The sequence below is a fragment of the Achromobacter sp. K91 genome (assembly GCF_003576205.1).
Classification (GTDB): domain Bacteria; phylum Pseudomonadota; class Gammaproteobacteria; order Burkholderiales; family Burkholderiaceae_B; genus Achromobacter; species Achromobacter aegrifaciens.
In genome coordinates, this window is the sequence record NZ_QWFB01000043.1 from 19,473 (window position 1) to 31,689 (window position 12,217).

15 protein-coding genes are annotated in these 12,217 nt (G+C 68.4%); 10 read left to right on the forward strand and 5 right to left on the reverse strand.

What is annotated here, in order from left to right; translation table 11 throughout:
* Positions 1-130: 130 nt before the first annotated feature.
* Positions 131-1,534, forward strand: coding sequence for an MATE family efflux transporter (locus tag DXK93_RS21740; protein ID WP_119451078.1), 1,404 nt, complete (start codon positions 131-133; stop codon positions 1,532-1,534).
* Here DXK93_RS21740 and DXK93_RS21745 read toward each other — a convergent pair.
* Positions 1,531-2,430 (reverse strand): LysR family transcriptional regulator, encoded by a 900-nt coding sequence (locus DXK93_RS21745; protein ID WP_054451672.1) that lies wholly within the window; start codon positions 2,428-2,430, stop codon positions 1,531-1,533. The genes DXK93_RS21740 and DXK93_RS21745 overlap by 4 nt on opposite strands.
* A gap of 123 nt (positions 2,431-2,553) precedes the next feature.
* Between DXK93_RS21745 and DXK93_RS21750 the strand changes: the two genes are divergently transcribed.
* Both DXK93_RS21750 and DXK93_RS21755 read left to right on the forward strand, forming a co-directional pair.
* Entirely contained in the window at positions 2,554-2,967 is a 414-nt protein-coding gene (locus tag DXK93_RS21750; protein WP_054451673.1) for a sel1 repeat family protein, read from the forward strand.
* Entirely contained in the window at positions 2,964-3,734 is a 771-nt protein-coding gene (locus tag DXK93_RS21755; protein WP_119451079.1) for a sulfite exporter TauE/SafE family protein, read from the forward strand. Before DXK93_RS21750 ends, DXK93_RS21755 begins: the two co-directional genes overlap by 4 nt.
* Before the next feature lie 21 nt (positions 3,735-3,755).
* Here the strand turns inward: DXK93_RS21755 and DXK93_RS21760 are convergent, their stop codons facing one another.
* The gene (locus DXK93_RS21760; protein WP_119451080.1) at positions 3,756-4,571 is read right to left on the reverse strand and encodes an SDR family NAD(P)-dependent oxidoreductase; all 816 of its coding nucleotides are present in this window, start codon (positions 4,569-4,571) and stop codon (positions 3,756-3,758) included.
* Between the two features lie 182 nt (positions 4,572-4,753).
* Positions 4,754-4,903 carry a hypothetical protein gene (locus tag DXK93_RS32170; protein ID WP_166738488.1) on the reverse strand — a complete coding sequence of 50 codons (150 nt, stop codon included), beginning with the start codon at positions 4,901-4,903 and terminating at the stop codon, positions 4,754-4,756.
* Between the two features lie 246 nt (positions 4,904-5,149).
* Between DXK93_RS32170 and DXK93_RS21765 the strand changes: the two genes are divergently transcribed.
* The gene (locus DXK93_RS21765) at positions 5,150-5,482 is read left to right on the forward strand and encodes a hypothetical protein (protein ID WP_054451676.1); all 333 of its coding nucleotides are present in this window, start codon (positions 5,150-5,152) and stop codon (positions 5,480-5,482) included.
* 35 nt (positions 5,483-5,517) lie between these two features.
* Here the strand turns inward: DXK93_RS21765 and DXK93_RS21770 are convergent, their stop codons facing one another.
* Positions 5,518-6,054 carry a GNAT family N-acetyltransferase gene (locus tag DXK93_RS21770; RefSeq protein WP_054451677.1) on the reverse strand — a complete coding sequence of 179 codons (537 nt, stop codon included), beginning with the start codon at positions 6,052-6,054 and terminating at the stop codon, positions 5,518-5,520.
* Positions 6,055-6,061: 7 nt separating this feature from the next.
* Complete coding sequence (locus DXK93_RS21775; protein WP_054451678.1) at positions 6,062-6,634, reverse strand: helix-turn-helix domain-containing protein; 573 nt, start codon at positions 6,632-6,634, stop codon at positions 6,062-6,064.
* 99 nt (positions 6,635-6,733) lie between these two features.
* Here DXK93_RS21775 and DXK93_RS21780 point away from each other — a divergent pair, with 99 nt between their 5' ends.
* The 6 genes from DXK93_RS21780 (at position 6,734) to DXK93_RS21805 (ending at position 12,080) form a co-directional block, all read left to right on the forward strand.
* Positions 6,734-8,278: a phospholipase D family protein gene (locus tag DXK93_RS21780; protein ID WP_119451081.1), complete on the forward strand. Its 1,545-nt coding sequence runs from the start codon at positions 6,734-6,736 to the stop codon at positions 8,276-8,278.
* Positions 8,279-8,284: 6 nt separating this feature from the next.
* Positions 8,285-8,953 carry a DNA oxidative demethylase AlkB gene (gene alkB / locus DXK93_RS21785; protein ID WP_119451082.1) on the forward strand — a complete coding sequence of 223 codons (669 nt, stop codon included), beginning with the start codon at positions 8,285-8,287 and terminating at the stop codon, positions 8,951-8,953.
* 88 nt (positions 8,954-9,041) lie between these two features.
* Positions 9,042-10,034, forward strand: coding sequence for a formylglycine-generating enzyme family protein (locus tag DXK93_RS21790; RefSeq protein ID WP_119451083.1), 993 nt, complete (start codon positions 9,042-9,044; stop codon positions 10,032-10,034).
* On the forward strand, positions 10,031-10,825 hold the full coding sequence (locus DXK93_RS21795) for an AraC family transcriptional regulator (RefSeq protein WP_119451084.1): 795 nt from the start codon (positions 10,031-10,033) through the stop codon (positions 10,823-10,825). The genes DXK93_RS21790 and DXK93_RS21795 overlap by 4 nt, the downstream gene beginning before the upstream one ends.
* Positions 10,822-11,289: a cupin domain-containing protein gene (locus DXK93_RS21800; protein WP_370127318.1), complete on the forward strand. Its 468-nt coding sequence runs from the start codon at positions 10,822-10,824 to the stop codon at positions 11,287-11,289. The genes DXK93_RS21795 and DXK93_RS21800 overlap by 4 nt, the downstream gene beginning before the upstream one ends.
* 44 nt (positions 11,290-11,333) lie before the next feature.
* Positions 11,334-12,080: an SDR family oxidoreductase gene (locus DXK93_RS21805; RefSeq protein WP_054451682.1), complete on the forward strand. Its 747-nt coding sequence runs from the start codon at positions 11,334-11,336 to the stop codon at positions 12,078-12,080.
* Positions 12,081-12,217: the final 137 nt, after the last annotated feature.

A 12,217-nucleotide genomic window follows, 5' to 3' on the forward strand; every position in this document is an offset into this window, starting at 1 on the left:
GGCAGGCGCAAGAAGTGGAGGACGGCAAGGACTCAACGCTACCGCCGGCGTGGAATCGAGTCTAGCGCAATCTTGACTTTTATTGGCATATGCACGTAAATATTCGAACGCCACCCAAGGGTTCCTTCCCATGTCCGCGCCACCGCCGCCCCGTCCCGCCAATGCGCGCCTGCAGGCCATGCTGCATGCGCCCATCGCCCCCACGCTGGCGCGCCTGGCGTGGCCGAACATCCTGATGATGCTGGCGCAGTCCTCCACCGGATTGATCGAGACCTGGTTCCTGGCGCGCTTGGGCACGCCGGTGCTGGCGGGCGTGGCATTGGTGGTGCCGGTGCTGATGCTGATGCAGAACATGTCGCAAGGCGCAATGGGCGGCGGCATCTCGGCCGCGGTCGCAAGATCGCTGGGCGGCGGCCGGCAGCGCGAGGCGGACCAGTTGGTGCTGCACGCCGTGGTGCTCAACGGCCTGCTGGGCCTGGCGTTTTGCGCACTGCTGCTGCTTGGCGGCCCGTGGCTTTACCGCGCGCTGGGCGCCGAGGGAGAGGCGCTAGAGGCCGCCCTGGCCTATTCCGACGTCATCTTCGGCGGCATCGTCCTGATGTGGCTGATGAACGCGTTCGCCAGCGCCATCCGCGGCACGGGCAACATGCTGGTGCCTGGCGCCGTGATCTGCGGCGGCGCCCTGCTGCTGATCCCGCTGTCTCCGTGCCTGATCTTCGGCTGGGGGCCTTTTCCCGCGCTGGGCGTGGCCGGCGGCGGCTGGGCGCTGGTGATCTACTACGCCCTGGGCGCGCTGATCCTGGGCCTGTACTGCGCCAGCGGACGCAACGCGGCGCGGCTGGTGCCCAGCCGCCTCTATCCGGGCCTGATGCGCAATATCCTCAGCGTGGGCGCCCTGGCCACCATCAATCCCCTCCTGACCAACGCCCTGGTGGCGCTGACGGCGGCCCTGGTCGGCGCCTATGCCGGCACCGCAGCGGTCGCCGGCTATGGCATCGCCGTGCGCCTGGAGTACCTGCTGATGCCCATCGCCTTCGGCTTGGGCGCGCCCATGGTGGCAATGGTGGGGTCCAACATCGGCGCGGGCCAGCCCGAACGCGCGCTGCGCATCGCCCTGACCGGCGGCGCGATGGCCTTTGTGCTGGCGGAGGCCATCGGACTGGCGGCGGCGTTCTTCCCCGAGGCCTGGCTGCGCCTGTTCGGCGCGCAGGACCATATGCTGGAAGCCGGCGCCAGCTATCTGCGCACCGTCGGCCCGGTCTACGGCTTCTTCGCCCTGGGTTTCTCGATGTACTTCGCTTCGCAGGGCGCCGGCCGCCTGAAATGGCCGCTGATCGCGGGATTCCTGCGTCTGCTGCTCGGCATCGGCGCCGGCGCCATTGTCTTGCGCCTGACGGGATCGCTGAGCCTGTTCTTCGCCATCGCGGCGCTGGCGATGTGCGTCTATGGCCTGGTCATCCTGGGCACCGTCGCGTCGGGCTCCTGGTTCGACCGCCCGGTCCAGGGCTGGCGCCGGCTGTTCGCGCGCTCCTAGCGGTCCGGGCGCGCAGGCGCGTCGCGCAGCGCGTATTCCACCAGCGCTGCCGCGTAGGCCGGCAGCGTGTCGCGCACGCATAGCACCAGGTCGCGCGCGGCCCAATCGTCGGCCAACGCCACGCGCCGCACGCCCGCGGCCCGGCCATAACGCGCCGCCGCCACGCGCGGCACGATGGCAATGCCCACACCCTGCCCCACCATCCGGCACACGGCATCGAAACTGCGCAGCCGCACGCGGTACGACAAGGCCTTGCCGCCACGCCGCGCGTGATGGGCGATGTGTTCCTGCAAGGCGCTGCCCTCGACCAGCCCGACGAATTCCTGGTCGGCCACGTCGGCCAGCAGCACCGACTGGCGGCCGGCCAGCGCGTGGTCCGGCGGCACGATCAGCGTCAGGGGATCATGCCGGAAGGTCTGCGTATGCAGGCCGTGCAGATCGGCCGAATCGGCCAGCACGCCGATGTCGCAGGCGCCTGCCCGCAACGCGTCGGCGATCTCGTGGCTCAAGCGTTCTTCCAGGTCCACCGAGACGCGGGGATGGTCCTTGAGAAATGCGCCCAGCACCGGCGGCAGGTATTCGCTCAGGGCCGTGGTGTTGCACAGCACGCGCACCAACCCTTTCAGCCCCAGGCCGTAATGGTCCAGCTCGCCGCGCATGCGATCCATCTGCGCCAGCACCACGCGCGCATGGTGCGCCAGCGTGCGGCCCGCCGGCGTGGGCTCGACCCCGCGCGGCTCGCGCAGCAGCAGCGGCACGCCCAGCGTGTCCTCCATGCCGCGGATGCGTTCGCTGGCCGATGCCAACGTCATGTGGGAGCGCTTGGCCCCCGCGGTGATGGAGCCGGTTTCCTGTACGTTGAGGAACAGCCGCAGATCGGTGAGATCGAATCGCATGCAAAAAGCGTAGCACGGCAAGCCTCAGGCTGTGCCATAGGACAACTACGCGAGATCCCGATGCAAGATCCAAGGCGCTGCGGATGACAATGAACTCCCGCCCTTCCAATCCAGGGAAATTCCATGAAAACCATCATATCGCGGCGCCCCCGGGTCCATTGGCCCGCTCTTGCCCTGCTGGCCCTGAGCCTGCAAGGCTCAGGTTTGGCCGTAGCCGCCAGCCTGGACCCTCACACCACGCCAGCGCAGAAATACGCGCTGGCGCTGGAAGCCCAGACCCAGGGCGACTATGCCGCCATGACGCAGTGGCTGCGCGCGGCCGCCAGCGACGGCCACGCGCCCGCGCAGCGCATGCTGGGCATCGCCCTGCTGGGCGGCCCGACGCTCTACGGTGAGTCCCTGCGCGCCGACCTGTGCGAGGGACGGCGGTGGCTGCTGCGCGCCGCCCGCCAGGACGGCAAGGGCGCGGACGACGTCGCCTACGCCCTGTTCGGCCGTCCGCGCGACGGCCTCACCGTCCGCTGCGAGCCCGCATGAACCTCCTGGACCTGTTTCCCGGCGGCACGCCCGTGCTGCTTGCCATCACCGTATCGGTGTTCATCCTGGCCGGCGTGGTCAAGGGCGTCGTGGGGCTGGGACTGCCCACCATCTCCATGGCCATGCTGGCGCTGGTCATGGCTCCCGCCCAGGCCGCGGCATTGCTGATCGTGCCGTCCCTCATCACCAACCTCTGGCAGGCCCGGCCTTGGGTCACGCTGCCCCAGGTGCTGCGCCGCATTGGCGCGATGCAGGCCGGCGTCTGCGCGGGCACGATAGGCGGCGCGTTGTGGCTGGGTCCGCCTTCGGGACACTGGGCCAGCGTGTGCCTGGGGCTGGCCCTGGTGGCCTATGCCGCCTGGGGCCTGTTCGGCTCGCCGCCCAGGGCGCCGCAGCGCCATCAAGGGCTGGTGGGCGTATCGGTCGGCGCCATTACCGGGGTCATCACCGCGGCGACCGGCGTGTTCGTCATCCCCGCGGTGCCTTATCTGCAAGCCCTGAACCTGGGCAAGGACGGCTTGATCCAGGCCATGGGCATCTCGTTCACGGTGTCCACCGTGGCGTTGGCGATCGGCCTGGGCGTCACCGGCGGCTACACGCCCGAAGCCGCCGGCGCGTCCCTGCTGATGTTGCTGCCGGCGCTGGCCGGCATGGCGCTGGGCACATGGCTGCGCGGCAGGATGTCGGCGCAGGCCTTCAAACGCTGCTTCATGGTGAGCCTGGCGCTGTTGGGCGCCTACCAGGCGGTGCAGGGCTGGACGGCCTGAGCCCGGCTCTCAGCCGGAGCGTCAGGCGGCCATCCGCCTTTCGTCCACGAAGCCGATGGACACGGACATCTCGCGCCAGCGCGCCAGTTCCTGCTGCACCGACTGGATCTTGGCGCGCGCCTGGTCGAAGGCGTCGCGCCCCAGGAACAGGTGCAGGGGCGCATATTGCGCCTGCGCCGCATTGATCAGCGTGCGCGCCATCTTGGCCGGATCGCCGTCCGCATCGCGCGCCTGCGCATTGCGCGCCGCGAGTTCGGGCGCTTGCTCGCCGTCCGCCGTGCGCAACGCGCCCGGGTAAACCAGCGACACCCGGATGCCGAATGGCGCGGCCTCGGCGGCCAGGGCTTCGGTCAGGCCGCTGACGGCGAACTTGGCGGCGCTATAGGCGCCCCAATCGGCCCTGCCGCCATCGAAGCCCAGGATCGACGAGATGTTGAAGACGTGCCCGCTGCGCTGCGCGCGCATGCGCGGCAGGACCGCGCGGATCACGTTCAGCGTGGCAAACACATTGATGTCGAAGGTGCCTCTCAGGTCCTCGTCCGGCAGGCTATCCAGCGCGCCGCGCAGGCCATGGCCCGCGTTGTTCACCACCACGTCCAGGCCGCCGAAGGCGGCCACCGTGGCATCCACCGCGCGCTGCACCTTGCGCTCGTCGGCCAGGTCCACCGTCAGGGGCAGGAACTGCCCCTCCAGCTTGGCGCCCACCGCGTCCAGCAGCGCATCGCCGTCCTGCGAGGTCGCCGCGACCTTGTGGCCCAAGTCCAGCAGCATCTTCACCAGGACCAGGCCCAGCCCCGCGGATGCGTCCGTCACCAACCAGATTTTTTCGGTATTCATGCGATTCCCTTCCCTTGCGTGTGCTGCCGGCAATGCGCCCGGCAGCGTGGTGGAGCCAGCGCATCCGCAATGGACACGCCGTCTCGACCCTGGAAGAGATGGTAAGAATCGCGAGCCTGCGCGTACAGGCTCGTTCTTGCGTGAATCCTGCCTATTCCTGCAACGGTGTGTTCCGCTGGCGCTCAGCCCAGCGCGCTGCGGTAGTGCTCGCTGTCGAATGCGGGCGCGTTTGCCGCCTGCGGCGCTGCTGACGGTTCCTGCGCCGCGCCAGGCGTCTCGACGCCGAAGAGAGAGAGTTCCGCGTTGACCAATGCCAGTATGAAATTTGCCATGATGACTCCTAGGATTTCGCGTCCGGACCGGCGCGGGCCGCGCAGGTCTTATAGAGGACATGGGTGTCATGGTGCGGGCCTGGCCGCGCGCCGTCCATTTGCTTTGTTCAATGGCGCCGATTGACGGCATGCAAGCCTGGAAGCGCCCGCAGCTGGAATGACGGATAATTCGGGTGTTTCCTGCGGCGCCGCGGGGAACGGCACAGTTTTTCCGGGCCACGTGCCCGCCCGCATTCGGAGTCAGTCATGCATCGCGGTATCGAGGCGATCGAAAAATTCATGGAATCCGTCGGCCTGGCCTGGCGCCCCGGCTCGACCGAGCGCGCCGAACTCAAAGTCAGCTACCGCATCGGCAATACCCGCCCGCTGGGCATAGACCGCACGCTGGTCGAGTTCCACTGCGATCCCAAGCGCGCCAAGGTCTGGGTGCCGGAATTCTCGCGCACCAGCTTTCACCAGTGGTTCGAGGTTCCGTACCAGGAATTCGAATTCACCCCCGGCGGCTCGATGCTGAAGATCAAGGCCCCGGCGCGCGGCAATGCCCCGCCTTACAGCGTGGGCATCAAGCCCCTGGGCTAAAGCCCTGCCGCTGCCGCCCGCGGCGGCAGCGTCCGCTACAGCTGCTTGTACATGATGGTGGTGCCGTCGAGCTTGGCGGCATCATGCGGATCGCGGCTGAATCCCGGTATCACTCCCACGGTCTGATAGCCCTGCGACGCGTACAGCGGCTCGGCGCTATCGCCCGTGCGCGTGTCCAGCGTGATCAGGCTGCGTCCCTGGCGCCGCGCCATGGCTTCCGCTTCGGCCAGCAAGGCGCGGGCCAGGCCGCGGCGGCGGAAGTCCGGATGCACCAGCAGCTTGCGCACCTCGGCGCGGTGCGGCTGATTGGGCGGCGTGTCCCAATCCAGCTGCACCGATCCCGCGACGCGTCCGTCCTGTCGCGCCACCCACAGCGCCGACTTGCCGCCGGCGACCGCCGGCAGCACCTTGGCTCGCCAGAACGCCTGCGCGTCGTCCGACGAATACGGCAGCACGAAGCTGACGCTGGCGCCACCCTGCACGCAGGCGCGCAGCAGTTCGCCCAGCTCGGGCACGAGAGCGTCGGCGGCATCCGCTGACAGCAGGATCAATTCAGGATTCGGATGGGACATGGCAGGCTCAGACGATGAAGAGCAGATAACGGGCGCCGCAATGCGGCGGGGTTGAAAATTCGCTCGCGCCGAATAGCTGGTAGCGCAGGCAGTCGCCCTGGGAAAGGCGGTGCGCCTGCCCATCGACGGTGATGGCCAGCTCGCCGTCCAGCATCAGCAGGTGGTGTTCAAGCCCTGGCCGGGGCGACCGCTCGTAGGCGATGCGCGTACCAGGCTCCAGCTCGCACGCCAGCACCTCGCCCGCCAATTGCTGCGCGGGCGGGGACACCGAGCGGCGGCGGAATCCCGCGCTGCCGTCCACCCACACGGCCTGCGCCTGCTGCGGCACCAGCGGCACGAAGTCATCCTCGACCATCAGCATCAGGCGCGACATGGTCAGGCCATAGGCCGCGCACAACTTGCCCAGCGCGCTGGCGGTCGGGCTGACTTCGGCGTTTTCCAGGCGGGACAGGGTGGCGCGGCTGAGACCGGCGCGGGCGGCCAGCTCGTCCAGCGACCAGTTGCGCTCCTGGCGCAACGCCTTGAGCCGGGCGGCGATGCGGCCGTCCAGATCGGCCTCGGCAGTGATGTTGTTTTCCATATAAGAGAATTTCTCTCAAATACGGAAAATCGTCAAGCTTCCCAGAGAAAGGTGGCTGCCGGAACCGGCCCGCGCCGCGATTTCGGCACAATACGGGTCATGTACCTGGCCAAACCCTTGATGATGACTGCCCTTTGCCTGAGCCTGCTGAGCGGCTGCGGCTTGCCGCCGCTGGATAACCGCAGCGAATCCCATGCGCTGACGCCGGAGGCATCGCAGGACACCCCGCTGGGCCGGGCCATCGCGCCGCTTGCTGCCCAGCACCCGGGCAAGTCCGGCATCCACCCGCTGCCCGACGCCTATGACGCCTTCGCCGCCCGCATGCTGCTGGCGCGCGCCGCCGAACGCAGCCTGGATGTGCAGTACTACATCTGGCACAAGGACATGACGGGCACCATGCTGCTGGAGGCCCTGCACGAAGCCGCCGACCGCGGCGTGCGGGTGCGGCTGCTGCTGGACGACAACGGCACCTCGGGGTTGGACGAGGAGCTGTCCGCCCTGGACGCGCATCCCAACATCGAAGTGCGGCTGTACAACCCCTTCGTGCTGCGCTGGCCCAAGCCCCTGGGCTACGTGACGGACTTCAGCCGCCTGAACCGCCGCATGCACAACAAGTCCTTCACCGCCGACAACCAGGCCACCATCATCGGCGGGCGCAACGTCGGCGACGAGTACTTCGGCGCGGCCAGCGGCGTGCTCTTCACCGACCTGGACGTGCTGGCCATCGGCGCCGCGGTCAACGACGTGTCGACGGATTTCGACCGCTACTGGGCCAGCGACTCGGCCTACCCGGTCGACCGGCTGCTTAAGAAAACCGACCCCGGCGAACTGGACGAACTGGAACAGGCCGCCGCCCGGGTCGAGCGCTCTCCCGAAGCCGCCGCCTATGCCGACGCCATGCGCAAGCTGCCCTTCATCCAGCAGCTGCTGCGCGGCGAGCTGACGCTGGAATGGGCCGACACGCGCATGGTCAGCGACGATCCGCGCAAGACGCTGGGCACCGCGCCGCCCGAGGCAATGCTGCCGCATCAGCTGCATGAAATCATCGGCACCCCCACCACCGATCTCGAACTGGTGTCGCCCTATTTCGTGCCTACCGCCGTCGGCACCGAGTCCTTCGGACAGATGGCGCGCAGCGGCGTCAAGGTCAAGGTCCTCACCAATGCGCTCGAAGCCACGGACGTCGCCGTGGTGCATTCCGGCTACGCCAAGCGCCGCAAGGATCTGCTGGCCAGCGGCGTGGAACTTTACGAAATGAAGCGCATGGGCGCCGAAGTCGAGCGCAACAAGAGCATGGGCCCCTTCGGCAGCTCGGGCTCGAGCCTGCACGCCAAGACCTTCGCCGTCGACGGCAGGCGCATCTTCGTCGGCTCCTTCAACTTCGACCCGCGCTCGGCCAAGCTCAACACCGAGCTGGGCTTCGTCATAGACAGCCCCACGCTGGCGCGCCACATCGCCGACGCCTTCGACAAGGACATCCCCAAAGCCGCCTACCGCGTCTGCCTGGACGACAAGGGCCAGCTCTATTGGCTGGAACAGCGCAACGGCGACACCATCCGCCACGACACGGAGCCCGGCACGACCGTGTGGCAACGCCTGTCGGTCTGGTTCGTGTCGCTGCTGCCGCTGGAACCGCTGCTGTAGGCCGGCATGGCTACCAACCTGAACCTGTTTGGGGAGGACGGCGACGACGGCGCCGCGCAAGGCGGACGCGTCGCGCTCGGCCCGCAATCCGTGGTGCTGCGCGGTTTTGCCCTGCCGTTGGTGGACGCGCTCCTCGCGGGAGTCGATGCCGTGACCGCGCAGGCGCCCTTCCGGCACATGGAAACCCCCGGCGGCTACACCATGTCGGTGGCGCTGACCAATTGCGGACAGCTGGGCTGGACCAGCGATGCGCGCGGCTACCGCTATGCGCGCATCGATCCGCTCTCCGGCCAGCCCTGGCCCGCCATGCCCCAGGCCTTCATGCAGCTGGCGCAGGCCGCCGCGGCCGAAGCCGGCTTTCCCGGCTTCGAGCCAGACGCCTGCCTGGTCAACCGCTACGAGCCAGGCTCGCGGCTGTCGCTGCACCAGGACAGGAACGAACGCGACTACGGCGCGCCCATCGTCTCCGTATCGCTGGGCATGCCCGCCATGTTTCTCTTCGGCGGCGACCAGCGCGCGGACAAGGCCAGCCGCACGCCGCTGTTCCATGGCGACGTGGTCGTGTGGGGCGGGGTCGACCGGCTGCGCTACCACGGCATCATGCCCATCAAGGACCTGCCGCATCCGCGGCTGGGCAGCCAGCGCATCAACTTCACCATCCGCCGCGCCGGCTGAGCGCGGCATGAGGGTTCCCCGCGTCTGGCCGGGCGCAAGCGGCGGCTCTACTATTGCGCACCCCTCATGCTCCGCCTACCGGATTCCCATGCGCACACGCACCGCCCTGGCTTTGCTCTGCACCCTCGTATCGGCGCCTTCCTGGTCGGATGAACCGCCCGCCCTGATCGAAAATTCGCTGGGCATGACCTTTGTCCGCGTGCCGGCCGGCAGCTTCCAGATGGGCAGCGACGAGACGCCCGAGGTGCTGGCGCGCGACTATCCGCTTTACCCGCCGGACCGCTACGCCCAGCTGTTCGATGAAGCGCCGGTGCATACGGTGCGCATCACCCGTCCGTTCTACCTGGAACGCACGGAAGTCACCGTGGGCCAGTTCCGCCGCTTCATCGAGGCGTCCGGCTACGTGCCGGAGTCGGAGGCCGACGGCACCGGCGGCTATGGCTACAACCCGCAGTACGACCCCGAAAAATCCGAGCGCGGCGACGCTTTCGAAGGCCGCGACCGCCGCTATTCCTGGCGCAATCCAGGCTTCGCGCAAGGCGATGACCATCCCGTGGTCAACATCAGCTGGAACGACGCCACGGCGCTGGCCCGCTGGCTGACCCAGACCGAAGGCAAGGTCTACCGCCTGCCCACCGAAGCCGAATGGGAATACGCCTGCCGCGCCGGCGCGCGCACCCGCTACCAGAACGGCGACGATCCCGCCGCCATGCCCGACGTCGGCAACGGCTTCGACGCCGACGCCGCGCCGCTCTGGCCCAAATGGCAGGCGCATGCCTCCGCCCGCGCCGACGGCAACGCCTTCACCGCCCCGGTCGCCAGCTATGCGCCCAATGCCTTCGGCCTGTACGACATGCACGGCAACGCCTGGGAATGGGTCTCGGACTGGTATGGCGAGGACTACTACGCGCATTCACCCGTGGACGACCCGCAAGGCCCCGCCAGCGGCAACGTGCGCGTACGGCGCGGCGGCTCCTGGCATACCTGGGCGTTGTACACGCGCGCCTCCTACCGCAACTGGAACACGCAGGAAACGCGCTATCCTCTGGTGGGGTTGAGGCTGCTGCGGGAGGCGGATTGAAACAAGACTGGATATTGCGAGCCGCGCCCTCGGGCCAGCTGGAGCGCATCGAAGCCTATTTCGGCGGTCCAGGCTACGGCATGCACCGCCACGACACCTACGCCATCGGCCGCACGCTGTCAGGCGTGCAGAGCTTCCACTACCGCCGCGGGCTGCGGCACAGCCTGCCCGGCGGCACCATCGTGCTGCATCCCGACGAAGTCCACGACGGCCAGGCCGGCACCGAAGCCGGTTTCCACTACCGCATGATCTACGTCGAGCCGGCGCTCATCCAGCAGATCCTGGGCGGACGGCCGCTGCCATTCATCCCGGGCGGCATCTCGGCCGATCCACGCCTGTACGCCGCCAGCGCCAGCCTGCTGCAGGACACGCATGATCCGATCGACCCGCTGCAGGAAGACGACGCGCTGTACGAGCTGAGCCATGCCCTGTGCGCCGCGGCTGGCGGCAAGCCCGGCCGCCGCAGCGCCGACTACGCCGCGGCCGAGCGCGCCCGCCAATACATCCACGCCTCGCTCGAACGGTCCATCACCCTGGAACAGCTGTCAGCGGCCGCGGGCACGGACCGCTGGAGCCTGTCGCGCGACTTCCGCGCGCTGTTCGGCACCAGCCCCTACCGCTACGTAATGCTGCGCCGCCTGGACCAGGCCCGGCGCCTGATCGCCGCGGGCATGCCGCTGGCGCAAGCGGCCGCCGCGTCGGGCTTCACCGACCAGAGCCACCTGACGCGCCGCCACGTCCAGACCTACGGCATGGCGCCCGACCGCTGGCGGCGCATGCTGCGCCGCTGAACGCGGATTCGCGCAAAGCTGCTCGATCGTACAAGACGGCGTCGGCGCAGCCTTCTATGCTGGGGTTTGCTCAACCCTATGCGACAGTCCTCCCCATGCCCGAAATCCGCACCATCAACTTCGCCGACAAACTGGCGCTGATCTCCGAACACTGGATGCCCAAAGTCGTCGCCGAGATGAACGACTACCAGTTCAAGCTGGTGAAAATACAGGGCGAATTCGTGTGGCACAGCCATGCCGACACCGACGAGACCTTCATCGTCATCGAGGGCCGTCTGCGCATCCAGCTGCGCGACGGCCACATCGACCTGGGCCCTGGCGAAATGGCCGTGGTCCCCAAGGGCGTGGAGCACAAGCCCTGTGCGCCCGAGGAAGTCAAAATGCTGCTGATCGAGCTGCGCGGCGTGCGCAACACCGGCGACCGGGGCGGCGAGCGCAGCGCTCCCAACGACGTCTGGATCTGAGCCCGCCGCCATCTGCTAAGGTGTAATCCCATCAGGAGCAAGCCATGTCAAAGATCATGCTCGTCACCGGCGGCGGCCGCGGCATCGGCGCCGCCGTCGCCAGGCTGGCTGCCCGCCGCGGCTACGCGGTAGGCGTCAACTACCATTCCAACGCCGACGCCGCGCGCGCGGTGGTCGAGGAAATCGTGCGGGGCGGCGGCCGCGCCGTCGCGCTGCAGGCCGACGTCTCGCAAGAGGACCAGGTGCTGCGCATGTACGGCGAACTGGACCAGCAGCTGGGCCGCATCGACGCGCTGGTCAACAACGCCGGCATCCTGGAGCAGCAGATGCGCGTGGACCAGATGAGCGCCGACCGCCTGCTGCGCGTGCTGTCCACCAATGTGGTTGGCGCCTTCCTGTGCGCCCGCGAGGCAGTGCGCCGCATGTCGACGCGCCATGGCGGCCAGGGCGGCGCCATCGTCAACGTCTCGTCCGTGGCCGCCCGGCTGGGCTCGCCCAACGAGTATGTGGACTACGCCGCCTCCAAGGGCGCCATGGACACGATGACCATCGGCCTGTCCAAGGAAGTCGCGCCTGAAGGCATCCGCGTCAACGGCGTACGTCCCGGCACCATCTACACCGACATGCACGCCAGCGGCGGCGAACCCGGCCGCGTCGACCGCCTGAAGGGCGCGATTCCGCTGCGTCGCGGCGGCACGGTCGAAGAAGTCGCGGGCGCCGTGATGTGGCTGTTCTCGGATGAGGCCGGCTACACCAGCGGTTCGTTCATCGAGGTGTCCGGCGGCAATTGAAACGCCGCTACGGCTTGGCGTCGGAAGCAATGACCTTGTGCTCGTGCCTGGCGGCGATGCGCGCCTCGACGCGCCGCAGCACTGCCAGCACGAACAGCGCCATCACGGTGCTGACCACCTGTCTCTTATACACATCT